We start from the raw sequence: 25,504 nt of genomic DNA on the forward strand, positions 1-25,504 counted from the left end.
ATGAGCGGGCCGCAGCAGCAGCGAGGCTTATTGACCGTTACCGTTACGGTTGGGCAGGAGCAGCGGGTTGCTCGCTGTGCTCGCCGCCAACCTCATCTTGCGCGCCGTCGTGATGGTCAACCTCATTCGTCTCGTCTTGCTCGCCCGCCCGATCGGTGCTAGCGATCTGGCCGGTCGTCGCATCAACCTTCACATCGGCGCCATTGCTTAGCTCGACGCTGTAGACCACCATACCGTTCTCGTTATCGAGCGAAGCCTTGACTAGCGTCGTGCCGGGATTCGCCGCCAGCGCCACGTCGATTGCCTGCTGTTCGCTGATCACCGCCTTGCTGGCCAACGCGGCAGCTTCAGCAGCTTCGCCAGCGTCAGATGCCTCCGGCGCTTCCTGCGCATCGGGCATTTCGGGGCCTTCCTGTGCATCCGGCGTTTCGTACCCCTCATCCGGCCCGACCGCCGGCGACGGCGCTGGCGGCTGCGCTTGGGCTACCACCGCGACCGGGGCATACGCGGCGCTCTGAGCGTTGGCGCCGGCATTGCCCAGCGCGGCGATCCCGGCAGTCATCACGAGACCAAAAGCGACCATCGGAGCGAAGATGCGTGTCCAGCGTTTCATGGTTGTTCTCCTGTATCTAGGTGGTTTGTGTCCATCACTCCATCAGTGATGTGCCTACACCATAACGGGCCAACATGAAGCCGCCGTGAAGCGAAGCTGAAAGATGCACACGGAGCACGGGGAGGTAGGAAAAGCGCGACATCACCAACGAGGTCGCCGCCTGCGCCGGATGGCTCGCCTGTTCAGCGGTAAGTGCAAGCGTGTTACAGTATGGGAACCAGCCCAATGGGGCGAGCGAATGATCGGAGGAACAACGCGGTGCTAAGCCCAACCTTCTGGTCAGTGACCGGGGTCATCGTCCACGCGCTGATCGTGATGATCGCGCTCCTCGTGATCCCAACGAACCGGAAACCGTCATCTGCCACTGCGTGGCTGTTACTGATTGCGATTGCGCCGTACATCGGCATTATCATCTTCTTGCTCATCGGCAGTCCGGAACTCCCGCCGCGCCGCCGGCGCGACCAGCGCCAGATGGGCCGGTTGATCGAGCAAGCGATTGCGCGCGCCGCATCCGACCCGGCAGCGCTCAGCTTGCTGCAACCCGCGCTGCCGCCATTCGCGCAGCCACACGCCGCCTTAGCGCACCGGCTCGGCGGGATGCCCGCTTTTGCCGGCAACCGGGTTGAGTTGCTGGACGACTACACTGCGATTCTTGAGCGGATGGCGCAAGATATTGACCAAGCGCGCTACTTCGTCCACGTCGAGTACTACATCGTTGCCCGTGATAGCGCCACAGCGCACGTCTTCGCCGCGCTTGAACGCGCCGTCCAGCGCGGGGTGAAGGTGCGACTGTTGTTTGATCAGATCGGCTCGCGGAAGTTTCCCGGTCGCAAAGCAATGGAACACCACCTCACTGCGATCGGCGTTGATTGGCGCCCGATGCTGCCGGTGGGCAAACCCGGCGAATGGCTGCGCTTCGATTTGCGCAACCATCGCAAGCTGTTGGTGGTAGACGGTGCGGTTGCCTATACCGGCTCGCTCAACGTGATCGACCGCTCGTACCACCGCAAGGATGGCCTGTTTTACGACGAACTGTGCGCGCGGGTGAGCGGGCCGGTTGTCGCACAATTGGCGGCGGTCTTTGCCACCGATTGGCACGCCGAGACCGGCGAGTGGCTTGATGCGACGCACCACCCGGAACTGTACCAGCAGGAATGGCAGGCGACCGGTTCGTCACTCTGCCAAGTCTTGCCGAGCGGGTCGGGATTTGAGGATGAAAACAACCTGCGGCTGTTCACCGCCTTGATCCACGCTGCCCAACGCCGGCTGGTGCTTGTCACGCCCTACTTCGTGCCCGACGACGCGCTCGTGCTGGCGATGACCAGCGCCGCGCTGCGCGGCGTGCAGGTGACGCTGATCAATTCAGCGGCGATGGATCAGATGCTGGTGGCATACGCCCAACGATCGTACTACGAACAACTGCTGCAAGCCGGGGTGGAAGTGCTCCAGTACCGGCAACCGATCTTGCTCCACACCAAAGCGATCGCGGTCGATGACCAGATCGCGCTGATCGGGTCAAGCAATCTCGATCTGCGTTCCTTCACCTTAAACATGGAAGTCTCGCTAGTGATGTACGATCCAGCGGTCGTTGCCGAACTCCACCGCATCTTCGCCGGTTACATCAGCCGGTCAAACCGGGTCGAGCTAGCGGCGTGGCGCCAACGCCCACTCACCCAACGCCTGCTTGAAAACATCGCCCGCCTCACCGCCGCCCTCCAGTAGCGCCATTGCGCACCGCTCACGGCAAGAGGTACGGCACGCTGACCACAATCTTGCGCTTGCGCAACAGCAACGCAGCGCGCAACAAAAACGCGGTCTGGTTGTGCAGCAGATACTCCCACCAGCGCGCTGGCACAAATTCGGGGATGACGACCACCAACAGATCGTTATCAGTTTGGGCATCAACCATGTCGATATAACGCAAGAGCGGCCCAACCAGCGACCGGTACGGCGACTCGAGCACGACCAGCGGCACGTCGGGAATGAATTGCCGCCAGCGCTGCTGTACCTGCACTGCCTGCTCTGGCTCGATGGCCACTGTCACCGCCGTCACCCGATCAGGCGCAAACGAGCGGGCGACTGCGAGCGCCGGCAACACACCCCGGTGGAGATCGCCGACCAGCAGAATGGCGGTATGCGGTTGGGGCGGCGGCTCAGCGACCTGATCACCCAGCGCCAATTGGGCCGCAACCGCCTGATAGTGGCGGTGAATGGCCCGGAACATCACAACCAGCACCGGCAACAATACCAAAACCACCCATGCGCCATAAACAAACTTGGTAATCGAGAGCACCAGCAACACGATGGCAGTGAGCAGCGCGCCCAAGCTATTGATGATCAAGCCGCGCCGCCAACCGGCTTCGCGCAAGCGCAAGTGATGGCGCACCATGCCGCTCTGCGACAGGGTGAACGATAGAAACACGCCGACCGCGTACAGCGGCAACAAGGCAATTTCATTCGCCTGAAAGAGGATGATTAACAGCGCCGCGAAGCCGGCCAACAGCAAAATCCCATTGGAAAAGACCAATCGATCGCCGCGATGGGTCAACTGGCGCGGCAGATAGCCATCACGCCCTAACAACGACGCCAAGCGCGGGAAATCGGCGAACGCAGTATTAGCGGCCAGCACAAGGATCAAGGCAGTCGCAACTTGAATAAGCGTATACACCGGCCCCACCCCAAACACGGTGCGCGCCACCTGCGACAGCACCGTCTCGTGAGTGGTATCGTTCGGCAACGCCCCCACCCGGTCAGCCAGCCAGCTAATACCGAGAAACATGGTCGCCAGCAGCGCCACCATCCAGAGCAGCGTCGTCGCCGCATTGCGCGACTCTGGCGGCTTAAAGGCCGGCACCCCGTTAGAGATGGCCTCCACTCCGGTCAGCGCCGTGCAACCGGCGGCAAAGGCGCGCAGCACCAACCAAAGGCTCAACGCCTCGCTACCGGCAAGCGGCGGCACGGTATGCGTCACGGTGCGCAGATCACCCGCCGCCGCCTGCCCCGCACCCACCGCAATCATGAGCAAGATACTGCCCACAAACACATACGTCGGCACCGCAAACAGCGTCCCGCTCTCGCGCACGCCACGCAGATTGGCGAGCGCAATCGCCAGCACGCTCGCCAACGCCAACGGCACCGCGTAATGGCTCAACGCCGGCCATCCCCACACCCCGGCCAATGACACAATCGCTGCCACGCCAGCCGACACGCTCACCGCAACTGTGAGCACGTAATCGATCAACAACGCCGCGGCTGCGACTAGGCTTGGCCATTCGCCTAGATTGTCGCGGGCCACGATGTAAGCCCCACCGCCGTTGGGATAGGCGTGAATAGTTTGGCGATATGAGAAACCAACGACCAAGAGCAAGCCAACGATCACGCCAGCGATCGGCAGCGCCAGATTGACCGCCGCCGCGCCGGCCAGCAACAACACCGCTAAAATCGCTTCGGTCGCATACGCTACTGACGAGAGAGCATCGGACGAAAACACCGCGAGGGCCGTGACCTTGTTGAGCCGTTGCCGGCTCTGTTGTTCGGTGGCAATCGGTTTACCGACCAGAAAACGCTTGAGTTCAGTGAACATACAGTGACAATCCCAACAATGACGGCGAGCGACAGCGGGATAGACAGCCAGCGTCATTTCCATGTGCCAGTATGCAGCACAGCATGATGTTTAGCAAGAAAGCAGGCATGGATGCCACAGCATCTTTGGGTATCTGGCGGGCAAAACCTGACCTGTCAACAATCAGGATTTCGTGCTATAATGCCGCCACACCAGCAGAACATTTCATATTCTTTTGGGGCAAGCGTCGTTGATCAGCGTTGTTCACAGACGAGCACATGGTGTCCGCGGGCAGCATGGGCAAGGCGGCAGATGCTCTCTGCACATTGCCCTAAAGCTTGCCCACAGAGCCAGCCGGAGTCCCATTGCCTATCCGAACAATCATATCAAGATGCTCTCAACTACATAACTACGACATGATCATACAGCAACCTGCTCGTATCAGTCTATAGCGCAACGCCCGTCTTTCCCGGCGCTGCCAGCGCAACTGCGACGAGGAGATGATGCCGGAACCGCAACCGGTGAAACGCCGCCAAAACCTGCCATCTACCCCAACACAGCCGTGGTACGCATGGGTTGAGCCTTGGTATCTCTCATACGCATTGTTGGGCACGGTGAGCGCCGGGTTGCTCCCGATCGTGATGCCGCTGCTGGTCAGCCGCCAAGGTTCAGCCACCGAAGTCGGGTTGGTGATGGCCGCGCTGAACGTGAGCGGCCTGCTCGCGCCGTTGTGGGGTTGGCTAGCCGATCGCTACCGGCTGCACCGCTGGATCTTGATCGCCGGCTTGGGGTTGGCTGCGCTCGGCATTGCCCTGTTTGCGTTCGTTGCCAACTCGCTGCTGTGGGCAGGATTGGCACTCACACTCAATCTCGGCGTGATCGCCGCGGCGACGGTCGCGAATCTGTTTGTGGTCGAACGGCACCCGCGCGCCGAGTGGGATGAGCGGCTGGGATGGCTGCAAACCGCTTACGGTGGCGGGCAGGTGCTTGGGTTGTTGTTAGCGGCATTGGTCAGCCAAGCGGATCTACGCCTCGGTTTTGGTTTGGCCAGTCTCAGTTGTGTGCTGGCCCTTGCGATTGCGGCAAAGTTTGTCCAAACGCCGCCGGCGCCGCTTCCCGCCGCGGTTGTGTTGCGCCACCCGGTGAAGCATACCGATGGTATGTTTAGCTCGCCGCAGCAGCTCTTTCACCATCTCAATCCGGCGACACTGCGCAAGGTACGCGCGATCCTCGCAACGCCGTTCAGCCTCTGGATGGGAGCATGGCTGGTCGCCGCCAGCGGCGCGGGGGCCTTTTTCGCGCTCTACCCGATGGTGATGCAAGAGGTGTTCGGCATTGCGCCCAGTCTCTCGTCGAGCGGTTTTGCCGTCGCGGCGGCGTTAGGCTTGGTGCTGTATGCGCCGGCTGGCAACCAGACCCATCGCCAAGGAGCGTTGGCGCTAGTGCGGCAATCGCTGGCAGCCCGCGCGGCTGCGTTTACGCTGCTCTGGATCGTGGGAGGAGCGGCTGCGTTGCACTGGACGGCGTTGGTCTTTTTTACGTTTGTGGTGCTGTCATGGTCGTTCATCAGCGTGAGTGCCACCGCCTTCACCGCCCAATTGGCGCCATCCGGCGAAGGCGAAGGGCTTGGCCTGTTTAACGCCGCTTCGGCGCTGGCCAATATCATCGGCGCCGGGGTAGGCGGCTGGATTGCGGTACAGTTTGGCTATCCGGCGGTGATCTTGTTCGCAACCATCGGTGTCGCGCTGGGATTGACCGGCACCTTTGCCATTCCCCGCGCGGCTATTGCCACCCAACAGTCATAGGAGGCAGTATGGATGCGCTCGCTCTTCGGCCCGGTTCAACCGCCGTGCATATCGTGCAGCGTCCGGAACCGGCCATCACCGCGCCTGACGATGTGCTGGTGCGGATCATCCGGGTGGGCATTTGCGGCACCGACCGCGAAATTGTCAGCGGTGGCCGGGCGAAAGCGCCTGATGGCGCCGCCGAATTGGTGATCGGTCACGAGATGTTTGGCCGGGTCGAGGCGGTAGGAGCACATGTGCGCCGGGTGCAGGCAGGCGATTTTGCCGTCTTTACCGTGCGGCGCGGTTGCGGCCAATGCCTGCCCTGCACGATGAACCGGCCCGATATGTGCCGCACCGGCGCGTACCGTGAACGGGGGATTTGGGGGTTGGACGGCTATCAGACCGAGTTGGTGCTCGACAAAGAAACCTACGTGGTGCGAGTGCCCGCCGAACTGGAAGCGGTCGGGGTGCTAGCCGAGCCGCTGTCGGTGGCGGAAAAGGCCATCGATGAGGCGCAGCGAATCCAGCAGGCGCGCCTGCCTGACGCGGCGGCGACCCCGGATTGGCTGTTTGGCCGCCGTTGTCTAGTAGCCGGCCTTGGCCCGATCGGGTTGCTGGCGGCACTCGCTTTGCGCCTGCGTGGGGCCGACGTGTACGGTTTAGATGTGGTGGATGCCAACACTGTGCGCCCGCAATGGCTGCAAGCGATCGGCGGCCATTATCTCGATGGCCGTGCAACCGAACCGGCCCAGATTGCTGCGGTCGCCGGCGCGATGGAACTGATCTTTGAAGCGACTGGCGTGCCGGCGATCGAGTACAATCTGCTCGACGCGCTGGCGCCCAACGGTATCTATGTGTTGACCGGCATTCCCGGCGGTGATCGCCCGCTGCAAATTGCCGGCGCCGAGCTGATGCGACGGCTGGTGCTGAATAACCAAGCGATGGTAGGGAGCGTTAACGCCGCGCGCGATCACTTCCAACTGGCGGTTGATGATCTCTTGCAAGCCCAAGCGCGCTGGGGCCACGATCTGCTTGCGCGTTTGATCACGCATCGGTATCCATATACCGCTTTTTCTGACGCACTAGGCCAGCACGATGACGGCGAAATCAAGGTCGTGCTGGAATGGGAGCATGCACAATGACCGCAGTGAGCGAGAACAGCGACGCACCCGGTTGGCCCGGCATTCCCGCCCGCTGGACATCGAGCGCCAAGACTGGCGTTGGCACGGCGCTGAGCGGCGCGAGCCGCGTTTGGTTTACGTTGAGCCATGGTATCTTGAATGAGATGTACTATCCGCGCATCGATACCGCCTGCATCCGTGACTTCGGCTGCATTGTCACTGATGGGGTGGCGTTCTTTTCCGAAGAAAAACGCCACACGACGAGCACGGTATCGTTGCTGGCCGAGGGGGTGCCGGCCTATCACCTGACCAATACCTGTCACGATGGCCGCTACCGGATCGAAAAATGGATCATCGCCGATCCGTCCCGTGATGTGGTGCTGCAACAGATTCAGTTCACCGCCCTGCAAGGCGCGCTCGACCAGTATCAGGTATATCTCTTGCTTGCGCCGCATCTTGGCAATCGCGGCGCCGGCAATACCGCGTGGATCGGCGAGTATAAAGGCGTGCCGATGCTCTTTGCCGAACGCGATGGCTTCGCGCTGGCTGTGGCTTGCTCGGCGCCGTGGACGGCCTGCTCGGCGGGGTTTGTGGGGTTTTCCGATGGTTGGCAGGAACTTTCCCACCACTACCGGCTGAGCCAAACGTACCAGCGCGCCGAGAATGGCAATGTGGCGTTGACCGGCGGCGTCGATCTGGTTGCCTGCCAAGGCCGGTTTACCGTGGCGATTGGATTTGGCCAAAACCCGGCGGAAGCGGCCTTGCATGCCCGCTCAAGTTTGGCCGAACCGTTCGAGACGGTATGCGCGGCGTATTGCCAAGCGTGGCAAGCGTGGCAGCGCGATCTGGCCCTTCCTGACGCCAGCGCGGCCCAGCAGCGCATCAGCGCGATGGTGCTGCGCACGCACGAAGCCAAGCACTTTCCCGGCGGCATGATCGCCAGTCTCTCGATCCCGTGGGGGATGGCAAAGGGTGATGACGATCTGGGTGGCTACCATCTGGTGTGGCCGCGCGATCTGGTGGAGACTGCTGGTGGCTTGCTGGCGATCGGCGCGCACGACGATGCCCGCCGGGTGCTCGATTACCTCGCCGCAACCCAAGAGGCCGATGGGCATTGGCCACAGAATATGTGGCTCGATGGCACACCGTATTGGAACGGCGTTCAGATGGATGAGACAGCGTTCCCGATCTTGTTGGTCGATCTGGCAGCCCGCAGCGGCGCGCTCGACCACGCCGCCATCCAACGCTACTGGCCGATGGTGCGCCGCGCCGCCGGCTTTCTGGTGCGGAACGGCCCGGTGACCGCCCAAGATCGCTGGGAGGAGGATGCCGGCTATTCGCCGTTTACCTTGGCGGTTGAGATTGCGGCCCTGCTGGTTGCCGCCGATCTGGCCGAACAACAGCATGAACCAGATATTGCCGCCTATCTGCGCGAAACCGCCGATAGCTGGAATGCCGATATTGACCGCTGGTGCTATGTCACCGATACCGATCTGGCGCGCCAGATGGGGGTGAGCGGGTATTACGTGCGCATCGCACCACCCGACGTCGCCGAAGCAGCGTCGCCACTCAACGGCTATGTACCGATCAAAAACCGTCCGCCCGACCAAGCCAACGCGCCGGCCATCCATATCGTCAGTCCCGATGCGCTGGCCCTCGCCCGCTTTGGTTTGCGCGACCCCAATGACCCCCGCATCACTAACACCGTCCGCGTGATCGATGCGCTCTTGAAAGTTGACACCCCGTTTGGCCCGGTATGGCGGCGCTATACCGGCGACGGCTACGGCGAACAGAGCGATGGCGCACCGTTTGACGGCGCTGGCATCGGACGCGGCTGGCCATTGCTGACCGGCGAACGCGGCCATTATGAGCTGGCCGCCGGGCGCATCGGCGCAGCGCAGCGCCTGCTGACAACGTTGGAAGGGTTTGCTAATCAAGGCGGCCTCATTCCCGAACAGGTATGGGATAGCTCTGATCTGCCCGAACGTGAACTCTTCTTTGGGCGACCCTCAGGCTCGGCGATGCCGTTGGTATGGGCGCATGCCGAACATCTCAAACTATGCCGGTCGTTGCGCGACGGCCAGATCTTCGATCTGCCGCCGCAACCGGCGGCGCGCTATCTGACCCAGCGCACGCACAGCACGCTGGCGATTTGGCGGCTCAATCAGAAGCGGCGCACGATACCGGCAGGCACAACCCTCCGCATCGATGTCACCGCACCGGCGACGATCCACTGGAGTAGCGATGGGTGGCGCACCACCTTCGATCTGCCGGCGCGACCGAGCGGATTGGGCACCTTCGTGGCCGATCTGCCCACGGCGGCGCTGGCCCCCAGTACGGTGATCGTGTTGACGCTGTTCTGGCGTGACGAACAACGCTGGGAAGGGCGCGATTACGAAGTGCAGGTGGTCGCCGCCGATCCAGAAAAGGAGCATTGAGCGATGGTGTCATGGGGGTTGAATCGCCTCTCGCTCTGGATCAGCCTGCTCGGCGTCGCACTGGCCTTCTGGCTGATCGTCAGCTACGCCACGCTCCTGCTCGAAGTGGCTGGGGTCTTGTTTGGCGCAACCCTGCTCAGCCTCGCGATTGCGCCGCTGGCGGATCGACTGGCGCACTGGCGCATCCCGCGCGGGATTACGGTGGTAGCCATCTACTTGATCGGCGGAGCGCTCCTCTTCAGTTTAGCTGAACTGCTCGCGCCAGTCATTCGCACCGAGATCCGCTTGCTCCGCGAACGCGGGCCGCAACTCGTGCAGCAAGGTTCTGATTGGTTGAGCAGTCTGCCCGGTTTGGGCGGCATTGCCGCCTCTATCCACCAAAACACCGCGGCTAATCTTGGCCAGCAACTGGGCAGCATCGCCGGGTCAGCCGTGCGCATTGTGACCGGAACTGGCGGCATCTTGCTTGATCTGCTCATTGTTGCGGTGTTGACCTACCTGTTCGTCACCGATCATGGGCTGGTTGCGCGCCTGCTGGCCAATTGGGCGCCGGCGGCCCACCGGCCACGCTTGGCGAGCGTGCTCGAACGGCTGCGCCGCCGCTTGACCCGCTGGATTTGGGCGCAGGTTTTAATTGCAGGTTATTTCGCCGCTGTCTACAGCGTTGGGTTAAGCGTGCTCGGCGTGCCTTTCGCAATCACGATCGGGATTGTCGGCGGCTTGCTGGAAATCGTACCGTACCTCGGCGGCGCGCTCGCCGTCGTCTTAGCCGTGGTGAGCGCGTTACAGGTCAGCCCATGGTTGGCGCTGTGGGTGATCATCTTTCACGTGATCGTGGTCGAACTCGAATCGCACGTGATAGCGCCAGCGCTGTACGGCAAGGTGATAGGCGTCCACCCCGCGCTGATGCTGATCGCCCTACTGGTTGGCGCCAAAGCCGGCGGCGTCCTTGGCGTCTTTTTCGCTATTCCGGTGACCGTCGTGGTATTAGCGGTCGTGCAAGAACTGCGCCGCGATCCGGCTGAAGCGGCCAGCGAACCAGCGCAACCACGCAACCATGCCGGCCCGGCTACCACTGCACAGGAGGGATAATGCTGTTCCCGTTGCATGCTCCGGTTCAGTGTCTCACCACCGTCTGCGGTGTCGTCAGTGGCGTCATGCTCGACCCGCCAGAGCGAAGAGTGGCCTACGTGCTCGTGCAGCAATTCGGCCTGCTCGCGCCCGAACGGATGGCGCCGGTCACGGCGATTAGCGCCGTTGACGAGCATCAGATCAGCTTGAACGTTGATGAAGATGATTTCGCCGAATACAGCGCCATGAGCGAACCGGTCGAATTGTACCGCCTTGCAGACGAAACACCCACGCCGTTTGAAGAGCACATCCTCCGCCACAACGCGCGGGTGATCGCCGCCGACGGCCCGGTTGGCCGCGCCGGCGCGCTGCTGCTGGCGCCGGATTGGACGATTGAGCAGATTGTGTTGCGTCACGGCCATTTGTGGGGAGCGCGCACGATTGCGATCCCGATCGGGCATGTCGCCAGCATCAGCGAATTTACCGTGACGCTCAGCCTTGACCGGCGCGCAGTTGAGGCGCTGGCCGGCGTTGGCGGCGAGCAGTAACGCTGTTGGGCATCGTGCGCTGCCAACCGGTGGCATCGCTGTGCAGTTGACAAAGGAACCAGACAATGAACGCGAATTCATGGCTCTTGTGGGCGCTGCTCTCGGCAGCCTTCGCTGCGTTAACGACCATTTTTGCTAAAATCGGCATTCAGGGGATTGATTCCGATCTGGCGACGCTGATCCGCACCGTCGTGATTGTGGCGGTGTTGGCGGTTTTCGTCTGGCTGACCGGCAAATGGAGCAACCCCTTCGCGCTGAGTCCGAAAACGTGGGGCTTCTTGGTACTCTCGGCGCTAGCCACCGGCGCGTCGTGGGTCTGTTACTTTCGCGCCCTCCAACTGGGTGACGCGGCTAAAGTTGCGCCGATCGACAAGCTGAGCGTGGTATTGGTGGCGCTCTTCGCCTTTCTGTTCCTCGCCGAACGCCCTTCGTTGCAGGAATGGATCGGGATTGCGATGGTCGGCGCCGGGGTGGTGGTGATCGCGCTCAAAGTATGACGGACGTAGCGCCGGACGGCTGTCCGGCTCCGCAACGACGCTGTAGAGCCGGACGGCTGTCCGGCTCCGCAAAGAGACGCAGAGATATGTTGGATGATCTGCTGCGCTGTCTTAACCCTCCCCTCCCCCGCTGGGGGAGGGGCCGGGGATGGGGGCCGCACACACAGGCACAAAGCACGCAAAGACGCAGAGGGGGTAAAACGCAAAGGACGCAAAGGACGCAGAGGGGTTTTGGATTAGGATCATCCTCGGCGTCCTCCGCGTCCTCTGCGGTAAAAGACCCCCTCCCCCAGCGGGGGAGGGGCCGGGGATGGGGGCCGCACACACAGGCACAAAGCACGCAAAGACGCAGAGGGGGTAAAACGCAAAGGCGCAAAGGACGCAAAGGACGCAAAGGGGGTTTGGATTAGGATCATCCTCGGCGTCCTCTGCGTCCTCTGCGGTAAAAAACACCCCCTCCCCCAGCGGGGGAGGGGCTAGGGGTGGGGGCATCATAATTCTGTTCTTGACCTGAGGCGCCAATGCAACTTATCTTGCCGCTCAGCACCAGTGAAGTGCTCTTGTTAGCGATTGCGTTTACCGGCCTTAGCCTCATCATCAGCGGCTGGATCCGCGCTGATCTCGCCGCATTGCTGGTCTTGATCGCGCTAGGTGTAACTCGTGTACTCACCCCGCAAGAGGCGCTAAGCGGGTTTAGCAACTCGGCGGTGATTACCATCATTGGGTTGTCGGTAATCACCGCCGCGCTCGAACAAACCGGCGTGGTGAAATGGGCCGCCAACCGCCTCGCCGCGCTCAGCGGCGGCAACGAAACGCGGGTGATCGCGGTGTTTATGCTTGCGGGGGCGTTATTATCGCTCGTGATGAACAACATCGCCGCCGGCGCCGTCTTGCTGCCTGCCGCCGTGCGGGTGGCCCGCCAGATCGGCGTGCCGGCCTCGAAGATTCTGATGCCGCTCTCGTATGGCACATTGTTGGGGGGCATGGCCACGCTCTTCACCACCGCCAATATCATTCTCAGCGGCAACCTTGTCGCTCAAGGTCAAGCCGGCCTCACCATGGCCAATTTTCTCTTGTCTGGCGGGCCGATGGTACTGACTGGTCTGTTATACATGCTCCTGATTGGGCGCAAACTACTGCCGGCCCGCGAGACGGTCGCCAGCACCGCCGTGCCCGCCGTCGATCTGCGCAGCATCTACCGGCTCGACGAACGGCTTTGGGAGGTGCGGGTCACCCCTGCCGCCGCCGGCAAAACGATTGCCGAAGCGGCGATTAGCGCCACGACCGGCACGACGGTCTTGGCCATCTGGCGCGATCCGGAAGCAATCCTGAATCCGGCGCCAGATACGCCGCTGCGAGCCAGTGACGTGCTGCTAATTTTAGGACGTGAAGACCGGGTGCGCCAATTGGCCGGGGCCGGGTTTGCCATTGGGCGCAACGGAACTTCCGGCGAAGGATTGGACTTGCCGATTGAGCTGGCCGAAGTGGTGGTTGCACCCCGCGCTCCTTTCATCGGCCAAACCCTGCAACAACTCCGTTTCCGCACCAAATTTGGCCTCACCGTCGTTGCGCTCTGGCGCGAAGGGCGCAGCTACCGCACCAATGTCGGCACAATGCCGCTCGCCGCTGGCGATGCGTTACTTATGACCGGGCCGGCAGCGCGCGTGCGCCAACTGGCCGACGAACCCGGCTTTATCGTGCTCCACACCCCGGCCAGCGAGGTCGAAACCGGACGGCAAGCGGTGATAGCGGTGGCGATTACGGCCATCGCGCTCTTCGTCGCCGCCACCGGCTGGGTCGCCACTGCCGAGGCCATGCTGGCCGGCGCAGCGGCGTTGGTCTTGACCGGCTGCATCACCATGGACGACGCCTACCGCGCGATTGAATGGCGGGTTGTTACCCTCATCGCCGGGTTGCTGCCGATTGGCACTGCCCTCGTCACAACCGGGCTGGGCACAAAAGCCGGCGCTCTGCTCACCGGCAGTCTCGTCGCCTACGGGCCGCTCGCCCTCATCACCGGCCTCTTCTTAGCAACCGTCCTGCTTACCCAACTCGTCGGCGGCCAAGTCGCCTCGCTCATCATTGGGCCAATCGCGGTCAGCGCCGCGATCAGCGCCCATGTCAACCCGCAAGCAGTCGCGGTGGCGGTTTCCATGGCCTGCTCGGTCGCTTTCCTCACCCCAATTGCTCATCCAGTCAACGTCCTCATGATGGGGCCGGGCAACTACCGCTTCAGCGACTTCTTCCGCGCCGGTATCGGCCAAACCATCGTCTGCCTGCTCACCCTGCTGGTGGTGATGCCACTAGTCTGGCAATTGTAGCGTTGCCGGAAAGATGAGAAGTTTCCTAGCGAACAATTGTTGACACCGCGATTCGCACGGTGATAGGGTGATCTTGCCTCGCGGCAGTAGGTTGCGCCGGGCAATCAATGGCGATTGCGCGGATCGCGAGGCATGCAACGAGGCGCATTGGCTACACTCATTCGCAAGGAGAGCTCTTATGACAGCGGAAGTTCGCAGCATTGTGGGCGTCTACCCGACGATGGAAGCGGCGGAAGGTGCGATCCACCTGTTGAGTGACGCGAAGTTTCCGATTGATCGCGTATCAGTGCTTGCGCAGAACCTGCAAAGCGAGAAGCAGGTGCATGGCTTTGTGACGACTGGTGACGTGGCCAAGACCGGCGCAGGCGTCGGCGCTTGGACGGGCGGTATCTTTGGGTTGTTGTTCGGGGCGGCTTTTCTGTGGGTGCCGGGGTTTGGCCCGCTGATCGTCGCCGGCCCGTTGTCGGCAGCCTTGCTTGGCGGCCTTGAAGGGGCGCTGGCTGGCGCCGCCGGTGGCGGATTGTTGGGAGCATTGACGGGTTGGGGCATCGCGAAGGAACACATTCTGAAATACGAAGAGGCGATTAAGGCCGGCCAGTATGTGCTGGTCGTGCATGGCAGCGCCGAAGAGGTGGCGCGGGCGCGCGAGCTGCTGGAAGCACACGGTGCCGGCACAGTGACCCAACATAGTGAAGCGGCGGCGTAGACGCAAAGCGAGCAGAGACGCAGAGGCTTTAAACGCAAAGACGCAGCGATCGCAAAGGGGCGCAGGGGAATGAGATGAGCGCTATACCCTCACCCCCTTCCCCTCTCCCGCTAGTGCAGGAGAGGGGCGATCATTCCTTCCGGCTGAGCGCATGCCTGTGCTGGTGATGCAGCGGCTCCCCCTCTCCCGCCGTCAGGTGGGAGAGGGGGCCGGGGGGTGAGGGCCAGCAGCCCGCGCAGCGGGCTTCGTAACCCTAGCCCGGCCCTTTAGGGCCGGGTGCTGGACAGATGTTCTGTCCGCCCTTGAATCGCAGCGGGGGAGGGGCCGGGGGTGGGGGCGTCATGTAAGATTGTAGAAGGGCCAGATCGATGTACTCACACCCCCTCTACCGGCGCTGGGATTTGGGCGAGAATGCGTTCGAGGATCGCGGTCGCAGTTTGCCCGCGCAGCCGCGCTTCGGCGGTCAGGATCAGACGATGGTTGAGAGCCGGCGCCACCATCGCCTTCACATCATCAGGCAGCACAAAGCTCCTCCCGGCCATCGCCGCCCGCGCCTGCGCCAGATGGGCCAAAGCCAGCGAACCGCGCGGGCTAGCGCCTAATTCAATGTCGGGATGATCGCGAGTGGCGCGGGCAATCGCCACCAGATACTGGCGCACCGGCGGGCTGATTGCGACGCTGCGCACCGCTTCTTGCAAGCTGCGCACCGTCTCGGCGGCTACCACTGGCGGCTGTGCGGCAACCGCACTCGGCGCCAACGAGCGCTGCACAATCTCCTCTTCCTCAGCCGCGCTCGGATACCCCATCGCCACCTTGATCAAGAACCGGTCGAGTTGCGCCTCCGGCAGCGGGAAGGTGCCTTCCAGCTCAATCGGATTCTGCGTGGCGATGACCAGAAACGGACGCGGCAGCGGGCGCGTCTCGCCGTCGATCGAAACTGTCCGCTCTTGCATGGCTTCGAGCAGCGCGCTTTGGGTGCGCGGCGTCGCCCGGTTGATTTCATCGGTCAATACGATCTGGGCAAAGATCGGGCCGGGCCGAAACTGAAACTCGCCCAACTTTTGGTTATAGAACGAGAGACCGGTCACATCAGAGGGTAACAGGTCGGGGGTGAACTGGATGCGCTGAAAGGTGCAGCCGAGCGCGCCGGCCAACGCCCGCGCCAGCGTCGTCTTGCCGGTGCCGGGCACGTCTTCAAGCAAAACATGCCCTTCACAGAGCAGCGCTGCCAGCAACAGGTCAATAATCGCTTCCTTGCCGACGATGATCTGGCCAATCCGCGCGCGAATGGCGGTTGCAACCCGGTGAATCTCGGCAATGGCGGTTTCCGAAACGGTGGACACGATGCAACTCCTTGCCGGTCAAAGGCTCTCAATGGTATCGTACCACGATACCAGCATCGCCGGTGCATCGGTTGATATGGAATGCGGCAGTGCAACTGCCACCCCTCTCAATGCGTCCATACCGCCCAATTATGGAGTGCGGCAGTTGGACTGCCGCACTCCACATGTTCACTGCCGCCAGTGATTGCTGGAACACAAGGTGCAGCAAACCGCCCACCAGCGACGTTACCCCCATATCAAGGCCGCGCCATCAGCAGATAGTACCCCTCACTCCCGCCATTGCTGGTTGCAAACACCGGATTGCCCACCGTCACCAAGGCGCGCGTGTTAGCGGTGTTCGGCGTCACATTCACCGCCAGCACCAGCCGGTCATTGGTAAGCGCCGCCGCGATTGCCGGCGAACTCCCCGCCGTCGCCCCCGGCGCAGCCAGCGCCGTCCACAGCCGGCGTTGGCCGAAGTCAGGACTAACCACTAACGCAAACGGCTCGCCCAATTCGTAATTGCCGAGGGTCTGGCCAAAGAGTTGCATCGCGCTGCGCCCTTGCAGACAGCAAGCGGTATCGCCCACAACCAGCAGCGTCCCGTCAGCCGCCGCCGCCAACGCCCGGATCGTGATCGAATTGCCTTTGCCATCACTCAGGCGCGTGAGCAGCCACTGCCCGCGCAGCAGCGCGCCGGTCGCCGGATCGAACCGGCCATACCACGCCAACGATTTTGCGCCGCTGAGATTGAACGGGTTGTTGAATTGGTCAAATGTGATCAACTCGCTCGCGCTCAGCACACGGCTCAGATCGGCAGGATCACGGCCAAAGATGGAATTGCCGCCATCGGTGAAGCCGGCGAAATAGAGCATGCTATCCGCCCCCAGCGCCAGACGCCGTCCTTCGCTATCGGCAGTTAGATTCGCGCCCTTGACAGCCGCAGCGCTAAAGCCGTAGCGCTGCCACGCTACACTGCCATCAGTGAGACGGTAGGCGCGCAGAAAGGCCACTTTCAGATCAGAAGCCGCTTGGGTATAGCCCGTGGCAACCAGCAGCCCGTTCGCCGCATCGAGCGCAATATCGGCGACCGCAGTACACGCCACGGCAATCGCCAACGGCGCACCGCCGGCTGGCGGATAGACCAGCACCGTTCGATCGGCGGCTCGCAACGCCGCCACCCGGCCATCAGCGCCAATCGCACAACGCGCAATCGCACCCGGCGTCACCCGCCACCGCACTGTCGCCAGATCAGGTTCCAACACGATCACCCCGTCCGGCCCGCACGCGACGGCGCTGCCATCATCGGCTAACGCCGCATGGTTGAGTGTCGCAGCGACCCGCACCACCCTGCTGATCGTCCGCCCATCGGCGGCAATGTGGATCAACGCGCCAGCCCCGCCTCCCGGCACGATCGTCTCTGGCGCACCGGCCAGCGCCGGCACATTCCCGGCCAGCACCAATGCGCCAGTAGTGGCAAACCCAGCCGCAACCAGCGTATCATCTTGCGCACTCCCCAGATAACCGGCCACCGTAGGCGACGGAGCCTGCACCAATGGCACCCACACCGTCACCGGGTTGGCTTGGGCTTGGACGTAAGCGAGTGTCACGACGAACAGCAAGGAGATAATGAGCAGAAATCGATGCATCCCAAACACCTTCATATCATTGCGAGAGCGCGGCAGGCGATCACGCTGCCGTATCCCGCCCTAAGCAATCTGCTCCAAACGCGCAGTTCAACCCACACCGGTTAGCAACCTCTTGACCCAACGATACGTTCACGAATGCCCAGCATCGTCCCATGTTAGAATGCGGCAGTGCAACTGCCACCCCTCTCAATGCGTCCATACCGCCCAATTATGGAGTGCGGCAGTTGGACTGCCGCACTCCACACAGGAGTCACGTCATATCAAGCGATAACGCTCACCACCCCGTCTGAAACTGCCACCGATAGGTAAACGGTCGTCCATCGTAGCTACCAGCCACCATCACCTCAATCGTCGCCCATGCCGGCAGGGGTTGCGCGGGCATGATCACGATCCCCTTATGGCCAACGGGTAAATCGGTCGAAACCGTATGCGGCAATGCCGCGCCGCCTACCACCCTCAGCTCGGTTGCCGTAACTACCGGCGCATTGCCGAAGTAGCGCCAGTGCAGCGTGATCGGGTAGACGGTCGCCGGCACCCCTTGTTGGTTGGCCCCCGGATAACGCACCGGCCAGCCGGGATAATCGATCCCTTCGTTGAAATACGACAGTACATCGAGCGCCGCCGCACTCTGCCTGCCGCTGGCCGCCGTGTAGAACCCAAACCCGGTGCGCTGGAGCGTTGGATAGAGCATCCAGAGCCGGTGACCAACCGATCCCATCCAGCCATCAATCGCAGCGGCTGGTTGCCACGAAGCGCCTCCTCCTATCCACGCATTTCCTTTCTGCGCACAGATTTGCCCCGCTGGTGAGGCATACGGCAGCGCCGGGTTCTGGTCGTGGGTGAGGTGATTATGTTCTGCCATATAGCGGGCGTGTTGCCAACAATTATCGCTCAGCGCCGCCTCTTCTTGCACCGGCGCCAAGCCGGCGAAGACCCGATAGGCATTGAGCCGATCTAGCCAATGGCTCGGCAATACCGGCGGCGGCGCAAATGCTTCACGGCCAAGCAAGCCCAGCAACACCACATCTGGCCCAAGCTGCGAATGCAACTCAAACCGCGCCCGCTCGAACCATTGCGTCAGCACCGTATCGCCCGACGAATTGGTCTCCATGCGCGGTTCGGTCAACGGCAAACCGAAGAGCGCCAGACTTTCCGCCTCGCTAAAGACGGGCTTGCTGTCAAAATCAAGCCCATGCGACTGCCAATAGCGCAAAAACGCATCGCAGACGAGATGCTGGGTTTCAGCGAAATAGCGGCACCCGGCCTGTTGCGTCACCGGCGCTTTCGGTTCGTTTTGCCACGGCGTTCCCCGCCGTTGCAGCAGATCATCGCCTAACCGGCCCAGCAAGACATCGTATGGCCGCGCTTGTTCGGGATGGAGCTCGAAACGATTGCGCTCGAAGAGTTGGACAAGCCGCGCCCGCCCTTCGACCACTTGGGTAAAGGCGGGCGAGATCGGAAAGCCGAACACTGGCAACCCGCCGTTTTGCCGCCAATATTCGGCAAATCGGCCTTCAATGCAATCGGGCACTTCGGCAAAACAGATACGGGATTGGGCCTGCGCGGGTTGCGCCGGCAACAACGCCAAGAGCATCACAACACTGGCGATCAGGTTGATCAGGCTGGGCCAACGCCACATTGCAGCCTCCTCACAACACACGCAACCGGCAAAGATACTGGCTATTGTACCAACCCAATATTGGCAGAACCAGCCTGACTTTGGTATGATGTAAGTACCGTGATGACGCCCTCGCCTGCGATCATCGCTGTTCCCAGCCGCATCGGAGCGGTCTGGCAAGGATGGCACGACAAGGAGGGAACCAATGACTCAGACCACGGAATTTACCACCCGGATCGATTTGCCGCTTGAGCGGCGACGGTCGCTGATTACGATGCTCAACCAGCAACTGGCTGATACGTTCGATCTCATGAGCCAGACCAAGCAGGCCCACTGGAATGTCAAGGGGCCGCATTTCATGGAGTTGCACGAACTGTTTGACGAGTTGGCCGGACACCTGAACGGGTTTGTCGATGCGATCGCCGAGCGGGTGACGGCACTTGGCGGCACAGCCATGGGCACCGTGCGCCTCGCCGCGGCAGCATCGCGCCTGCCGGAATATCCCACCGACATCACCGACGGCATGGCCCACGTGGCGGCGTTGGCCGACCGCTTTGCCGCCTACGGCAAGACCACGCGCCAAGCGATTGATTTCGCCGCCGAAATGGGCGATCAGGCAACCGCCGATCTGATGACCGAGGTCGCCCGCACCATTGACAAGGATCTCTGGTTCCTCGAAGCCCATTTGCAGGGATAGCACTGTGACCCTTCGCATTGCCCGCGCCGCGGCGCTGATCTGCGTCGCGGCGTTGATCTGCGCCGCCTGCGCTGCGCCGGCGCCCGCGCCAACCCCAGCGCCCACGGCGACCGCAGCGCCGACCGTAACCCCAGCACCCACGGCGACCGCAATGCCCACCGCAACGCCAGCCCCTACAGCAACCCCGGTGGCGCGCCAATTGACGATCTGGGTCGCCGAGCCGGCTGACGCCCAACCTGCGATTGCCGCCGAGTTGCAACAGGCTGCGCAAGCAGTTGACGCACAACTAACCATTGTTCCCCGCGACCCCGACGGATTGCTGCTCAGTCTTGCTACTGATCGCCTGCTCGGTCTACCACCGCCTGACCTGATCTGGGCCGATCAAGAGGCGTTAGTGGGCTTGTTGGCTGATAACGCGCTCGCGCCGGTTGGCATCGAGCTGCCGGCTGACCTCTTGCCCGGCCTGCGCACGCTGGCCAGCAGTGCTGACACGTTGTGGGGTGCGCCGATCACCGCCCAAGATATGTTGCTGCTGCTTTACCAGCTCGATCGCTCGCCGCCGGCGACGGCTGCCGATTTGGTGGCGGCGGCGCAAGCGGCCCGCACATCCGAACGGGCCGGATTTGTGCAAGGCTGGGGGGCGGCACGCTGGCTAGCGCCGTGGTTCTACGCTGCCGGCGGCGCCTTTACCACCCCTGACGGCGCTGAGCCAACGCTTGATACGCCGGCAATGACGGCCACGCTCACCCTGTTGCGCGATCTGTACCAAGCGGCGCCGCGCAACGGCGACAGCTATGCCCGCGGCCAACGACTGCTGGCCCAAGGGTTTGCCGCGTATGCGATCGATGGCGACTGGGCATGGCCTACCTACCGCGCAATCAGTGACACCTTCCAGATCGGGATCGCGCCGTTGCCAACGTTCAACGGCAACCCGGCCCAACCGTTGATCGGCGGCAGCCTCCTCATGCGCCACCGCGACGGGCAAGCCACCCAAGCGGACGTAGCGGCGCTCGTGGACATACTCTACCAGCCCGATGTCCAACTACGGCTAAGCGCGGCGCTGGGCCGGTTGCCGGCCCGCCGCGAACTGCTGGCCGATCCCAGCATTCAAGCTGACCCCGCCCGCGCCGCCGCCGCGACGCAAGCCGCTACCGCCCCCGGTCTGCCGCCGGCGCCAGCAGCGCGCTGCGCCATCTTTGGTATCGAATCGTACCTCTACAGCGCCACCACCAGCGATCCGCCCCTTAAAGATGCACCAGCGCGTATGCAACGCGAGGCACTGGCCTGCCTGCGCCAGTTTGCGCAACCCTAACCGGCCAAGCAACGTCATATTGGCAAGGTTGCTATGGATGCGGCAGTTGCACTGCCGCACGCCATAACCGAGACGGTCGATACAGTTTGATTGCCTGCCAACGAAAACCCGGCGATGGTGCGCTGCAGCGCAACCATCCACGCTACCCGGCATCGTTGCGGGTTGGCTCAGAAAGGGGGCGCTATGTACTGCCCACACTGCAATACCACCCTCCCCGACGACGCCCGCTTCTGCATCGAATGCGGCGCAGCGGTGCGCGTCGCCACCGGTGACACGGTTCAACTACCGGGAAGCGACGCCTCAACCATCACCTGCCCGCACTGCCGCTTCGTCAATCCGGCTCACGCCCGTTTTTGCGTCTATTGCGGCGAGCCGGTGCATGGTAGCGGGCAAGCGCGCACGGTGGCGGCCCCCCAACCCAAGCCGGCCCGCGGCGAGCACGAATTGGGCATTACCTTATTGCTGATCGGGGCCGCGTTATTGATCCCAGCCATCTTCCGGCTGCCGCCGATGATCTGGCCAAACATTCTGATGGTGCTTGGCATCGCCCAACTCATCTTTCACTTCCAGCGCGGCGCCATCGCTGCTGGGATGCGCAATGCGATCTGGTTATTTGGATTGGGAATTCTGTTCCTAATGCCGCGTCTCTTCTTTCCCGGCTTGCTCTTGCTGGTGGGATTGACTTTCCTGATGGAAAGTTGGCGGTGGAAGGGAAAAGCGCCGTGATGAGTATCTATTCAGTATATGGCCGGAACTGCCAACAGCGCCATTTGCTGATCGCATAACCGTAGCGGCAACAGAAATACCAAACGACGGTTCAAGACGCAAGGGGCCCAGTGGGCCCCTTCTCATTTCGTCAAGATTATCTGTTTTCATACTCATCGCTGGTCCATGGGTGAATAAACAAAGTCTTATCGCGCATTAACTCGATTTATATGGAAATATGTTGCGATCCTAGATTAAGATAGACATGGAAGTGTACCATCTGGGCGTGAGATGAACGGGCAAACCCATCACAAGATGGGGACGCCCAACGACAAATCCAGTATGACCCAACTGAATAGCCGGAAGACCAAGTTCGCACAATTGCCAAGGAGAGAGACACCGCGTTGTGTTTTAGTATAGCCCGGCTCAGGTGGGAGCCGGGCTGTTTGGTTGCGCAGAATCCTTCATAGCCTGCCAACATCTATCTGTATACACATTGGTAATACCCACCTCATAAAATGATGATGAATCTCTGCAAGCCACCGACTGCTTGTCAATAGGTTGCCCCGGAGCACGGCATGTCAACACGCGCTTGGATCTACATCTGGTCTGTTTTCATTACCGGTGGCGGTCTGGCAGGATTATCATTGTTGGGTCTAGCAGCGATTAGCATTGACTGGTTTACCTTTATCACCATTCTCTTACTCGCAACGCTGACCCAACTCTTCGAGGCAGAAGCACCGAATCGGCAACTCCTGTACTTGCACTTTATCTTTTTTTTCGCAGCCTTATTACTCTTGCCCGTACCGCTCTTCGTCATGATCGTCGTAGTGCCGCACCTTGTCGAATGGCTGAAGGTGCGTTTCCTCACACCTGAAAGTCCCCACTTACGAAACTGGTACATTCAACCCTTTAACATTGCGAATCATATCATTGCCGGTTTCGGCGCGCTGGGTCTGCTCAAGTTTGGCACGGCCAGCACGATGGCATCGAGCACGACCACCATCTTGCTCTACATCGGTGCAGCGGTAACGTATGTCCTGATTAATCACCTGCTGGTTGGATATGCTTTGCAATTAGCGCGCGGGATCAATCTGCAAGACTCCGGCGTGTTGTCAGTACGCAGCTTGTTGCCCGATATCATTATGGCTGGCTTGGGTTGCGTAGTTGCGGTGCTCTGGGAACTGAATCCGGCGTGGCTACTACTCGCCCTCTCGCCGGTGGTCATGATGTATCAGGCCCTGATGGTGCCCCAACTGGTCGAAGAGGCGCGCACCGATACGAAAACCGGCTTGTTAAATGCGCGCTATTTCCAGAAAGCTTTTACCCGCGAGTTTGAGCGAGCGCAGCAAAGCGGTGAGCCATTGGCGCTGATTATGGCCGATCTCGATTACCTGCGCAATATCAACAATACGTATGGCCATCTGGCCGGCGATGCGGTGATCAGCGGGATCGGCAAACTCATCCGCGAAAACCTGCGCGAAGGGGATAGCGCAGGCCGCTTTGGCGGCGAAGAGTTTGCTATCGTATTGCCCAACACCGATCTCGAAGCGGCGATCACCGTGGCAGAACGTCTACGCCAAATGATCGAACAAGCAACCTTTCCGGTGCCCGGTTTCGACAGCCCTATCAGGGCCACGATGAGCCTCGGCGTGGCGGTCTTTCCCGATGATGCGACTACTATGACCACCCTCCATCTGGCGGCCGACATCGCAGTCTATCAGGCCAAAGAGCAAGGCCGGAACCGGGTTGTTGCTGCGGCTGACATTCCTGATGCCATTGCCGCCGGCTTACCGACGATGGCCAGCCAAACACCGGCAGTTGTATCGCCAGATATCACGACCGCACTCTCAGCCGCGCCAGAACCGCCGCGCGCTGCACCTCCGGTTCAGCGCGCGAAAACAGTTGCACCAGCTTCCCAGACGACACCAACACCATCTGAAGCGCCACAGCGCAAGCGCCGGCCCATGACAATCCCCACCTTGCCCGCGCTCAAGATGGTGACGAATGACCAGAAATCGCGCTGGCTGCAAACCTATGTCACCGTTGTGATCATGATCGGCGCAATCGTAGCTCTCGCGGGGATGCTGCTCAGTTCGCTGACCAACTTCTGGCTGCTGGTGGCGCTGGCGCTGATTGCCCTCCTGTTCGAGCTGTTGCAAGTGGCGCTCAACGATCGCAGCACGATTTCGGTCTCAGTCGCAATTGCGGTAGCCGCAGCCATTCTGTGCGGGTTTAGCGGCGTCGTTATGGTCAGCAGCATGATCGCGCTTGCCCACACGATCCGCCAGCAAGCGCCCATCTACCGTTTTCTCTTCAACTGGTCGACGCATCTGTTGGCCGGCACAACCTTTGTGATCATCGTGCATAGTCTGCCTAAACTGGAAAGTCTGCCCTACATCGCCTACCTGTTGCCGGTGCTGGCCATTGGAATGCCGATTTACTTCTTAGTCGATGTCGGGCTGATCGCAACGGCGGTTAGCCTTTCGAGCGGCCATCGCCTGCGCTCGATCTGGCAGAGCGAATATAGCTGGACCTTCCCGCACTACATTGTGCTTGGCTTCATTGGCGGGTTTATTACTCTCGCCTATCAGATGATCGGCTTCGCCGGGATCGCGTTGGCGGTTGTACCGCTCTTGCTGGCCCGCTATACCCAACACCAATACATCACCCATACCCAAGAGAGTATCCGCGAACTGCGGCGCGTCAACCAAGAGCTGCGCCAAACGAATCAAGATCTGCTGAAAGCCAATGCCACCATTAGCCGGTTGAATCAGAGTCTGGTCGAATTGAACGACGAGGTGGTCGAAGCGTTGGCCCGGCTGTTTGATGCTCACGACCCGAATTCGGGCAACCATGCCGCGCAAGTCGCCCTCTACGCTACGCTACTGGGCCGCGCCTTGGGGTTGGAAGGCGAACAGTTGCAACAATTACGCTGGGCAGCCTTTCTGCACGACATCGGCAAAATTGCGATCCCTGACGCGATCTTGTTTAAGCCTAGCAAATTAACGCAGGAAGAATACAATCACATTAAAGCTCATGCGATTATCGGAGCCGAGTTGCTGGCCAGTTCAAAAGTGACCCAGCATATCGCCAAATTCGTGCGCCAACATCACGAACGATGGGATGGGAAAGGCTACCCGGACGGACTGGCTGGCGAGGAGATTTCGCTTGAGGCGCGAATCTTGAATTTGTGCGATTCGGTCGAGGCGATGGCTTCCGACCGGCCCTATAGTAAGGGGCGCACCCCCGAAGAGATCATTGCGGAAGTGCGCGCCTGCGCCGGCACTCAATTTGACCCGCAGATCGCCGAGTTGTTTATCAGCTTGGTCGAGCAGTACGGGCACGACCTGCTGGTGAATACCGCAATTCAGCGCTATCTCGACCCAGCGCGTTCAGCGCCGGAACCTGCACCTGATGGCGCGGCCAAATCCGATCACCACCAACCATTGCGCAACCAGTCTGAAGTCCATGCAACATGACGGCCATCTGCGCCGTCGTTGTGGTGAAAAGGCAGAATAACGCCTTCCGGCAAGG

At 61.4% G+C, this 25,504-nt stretch carries 18 protein-coding genes; 13 read left to right on the forward strand and 5 right to left on the reverse strand.

Going from position 1 to position 25,504, the window contains the following annotated elements; translation table 11 throughout:
* Positions 1–43: 43 nt before the first annotated feature.
* A complete protein-coding gene (locus A6A03_RS17445; RefSeq protein WP_066790853.1) occupies positions 44–613 on the reverse strand; it encodes a PepSY domain-containing protein in 570 nt (189 codons plus the stop codon).
* Positions 614–871: 258 nt separating this feature from the next.
* On the opposite strand from A6A03_RS17445, the gene cls reads away from it, so the two are divergent.
* On the forward strand, positions 872–2,335 hold the full coding sequence (gene cls / locus A6A03_RS17450; protein ID WP_216636358.1) for a cardiolipin synthase: 1,464 nt from the start codon (positions 872–874) through the stop codon (positions 2,333–2,335).
* A 16-nt stretch (positions 2,336–2,351) separates the two neighbouring features.
* On the opposite strand, the gene A6A03_RS17455 is transcribed toward cls, so the two are convergent.
* Complete coding sequence (locus A6A03_RS17455; RefSeq protein ID WP_066790858.1) at positions 2,352–4,196, reverse strand: APC family permease; 1,845 nt, start codon at positions 4,194–4,196, stop codon at positions 2,352–2,354.
* 482 nt (positions 4,197–4,678) lie between these two features.
* Between A6A03_RS17455 and A6A03_RS17460 the strand changes: the two genes are divergently transcribed.
* From A6A03_RS17460 to A6A03_RS17495, 8 genes are all read left to right on the forward strand, one after another.
* Positions 4,679–5,980: an MFS transporter gene (locus A6A03_RS17460; protein WP_066790938.1), complete on the forward strand. Its 1,302-nt coding sequence runs from the start codon at positions 4,679–4,681 to the stop codon at positions 5,978–5,980.
* Positions 5,981–5,988: 8 nt separating this feature from the next.
* Entirely contained in the window at positions 5,989–7,104 is a 1,116-nt protein-coding gene (locus tag A6A03_RS17465; RefSeq protein ID WP_066790866.1) for a glucose 1-dehydrogenase, read from the forward strand.
* Complete coding sequence (locus A6A03_RS17470) at positions 7,101–9,521, forward strand: glucan 1,4-alpha-glucosidase (protein WP_066790868.1); 2,421 nt, start codon at positions 7,101–7,103, stop codon at positions 9,519–9,521. The genes A6A03_RS17465 and A6A03_RS17470 overlap by 4 nt, the downstream gene beginning before the upstream one ends.
* A 3-nt stretch (positions 9,522–9,524) precedes the next feature.
* Complete coding sequence (locus A6A03_RS17475) at positions 9,525–10,613, forward strand: AI-2E family transporter (protein WP_066790869.1); 1,089 nt, start codon at positions 9,525–9,527, stop codon at positions 10,611–10,613.
* Entirely contained in the window at positions 10,613–11,140 is a 528-nt protein-coding gene (locus tag A6A03_RS17480; protein WP_066790870.1) for a hypothetical protein, read from the forward strand. Before A6A03_RS17475 ends, A6A03_RS17480 begins: the two co-directional genes overlap by 1 nt.
* A gap of 65 nt (positions 11,141–11,205) precedes the next feature.
* Positions 11,206–11,637, forward strand: a complete 432-nt coding sequence (locus A6A03_RS17485) for an EamA family transporter (protein ID WP_066790871.1) — start codon at positions 11,206–11,208, stop codon at positions 11,635–11,637.
* Positions 11,638–12,158: 521 nt separating this feature from the next.
* On the forward strand, positions 12,159–13,958 hold the full coding sequence (locus A6A03_RS17490; RefSeq protein WP_066790874.1) for an SLC13 family permease: 1,800 nt from the start codon (positions 12,159–12,161) through the stop codon (positions 13,956–13,958).
* Positions 13,959–14,136: 178 nt separating this feature from the next.
* Positions 14,137–14,664 (forward strand): general stress protein, encoded by a 528-nt coding sequence (locus A6A03_RS17495; RefSeq protein WP_066790876.1) that lies wholly within the window; start codon positions 14,137–14,139, stop codon positions 14,662–14,664.
* A 374-nt stretch (positions 14,665–15,038) separates the two neighbouring features.
* Here the strand turns inward: A6A03_RS17495 and A6A03_RS17500 are convergent, their stop codons facing one another.
* From A6A03_RS17500 to A6A03_RS20485, 3 genes are all read right to left on the reverse strand, one after another.
* Positions 15,039–16,007 (reverse strand): AAA family ATPase, encoded by a 969-nt coding sequence (locus A6A03_RS17500; RefSeq protein ID WP_082909006.1) that lies wholly within the window; start codon positions 16,005–16,007, stop codon positions 15,039–15,041.
* Positions 16,008–16,243: 236 nt separating this feature from the next.
* Positions 16,244–17,635, reverse strand: a complete 1,392-nt coding sequence (locus A6A03_RS17505; protein WP_066790878.1) for a hypothetical protein — start codon at positions 17,633–17,635, stop codon at positions 16,244–16,246.
* A 274-nt stretch (positions 17,636–17,909) separates the two neighbouring features.
* Positions 17,910–19,274 (reverse strand): CAP domain-containing protein, encoded by a 1,365-nt coding sequence (locus A6A03_RS20485; protein ID WP_066790879.1) that lies wholly within the window; start codon positions 19,272–19,274, stop codon positions 17,910–17,912.
* A gap of 184 nt (positions 19,275–19,458) precedes the next feature.
* On the opposite strand from A6A03_RS20485, the gene dps reads away from it, so the two are divergent.
* The 4 genes from dps to A6A03_RS17530 all read left to right on the forward strand — a co-directional run bounded on the left by dps (position 19,459) and on the right by A6A03_RS17530 (position 25,449).
* On the forward strand, positions 19,459–19,950 hold the full coding sequence (gene dps / locus A6A03_RS17515) for a DNA starvation/stationary phase protection protein Dps (protein ID WP_066790881.1): 492 nt from the start codon (positions 19,459–19,461) through the stop codon (positions 19,948–19,950).
* A 4-nt stretch (positions 19,951–19,954) separates the two neighbouring features.
* Positions 19,955–21,262: an extracellular solute-binding protein gene (locus A6A03_RS17520; RefSeq protein WP_172812331.1), complete on the forward strand. Its 1,308-nt coding sequence runs from the start codon at positions 19,955–19,957 to the stop codon at positions 21,260–21,262.
* 183 nt (positions 21,263–21,445) lie between these two features.
* Positions 21,446–21,988 (forward strand): zinc ribbon domain-containing protein, encoded by a 543-nt coding sequence (locus A6A03_RS17525; RefSeq protein WP_066790883.1) that lies wholly within the window; start codon positions 21,446–21,448, stop codon positions 21,986–21,988.
* Positions 21,989–22,545: 557 nt separating this feature from the next.
* Positions 22,546–25,449, forward strand: coding sequence for a diguanylate cyclase (locus A6A03_RS17530; RefSeq protein ID WP_066790884.1), 2,904 nt, complete (start codon positions 22,546–22,548; stop codon positions 25,447–25,449).
* Positions 25,450–25,504: the final 55 nt, after the last annotated feature.

The organism is Chloroflexus islandicus, assembly GCF_001650695.1.
GTDB classification, from domain to species: domain Bacteria; phylum Chloroflexota; class Chloroflexia; order Chloroflexales; family Chloroflexaceae; genus Chloroflexus; species Chloroflexus islandicus.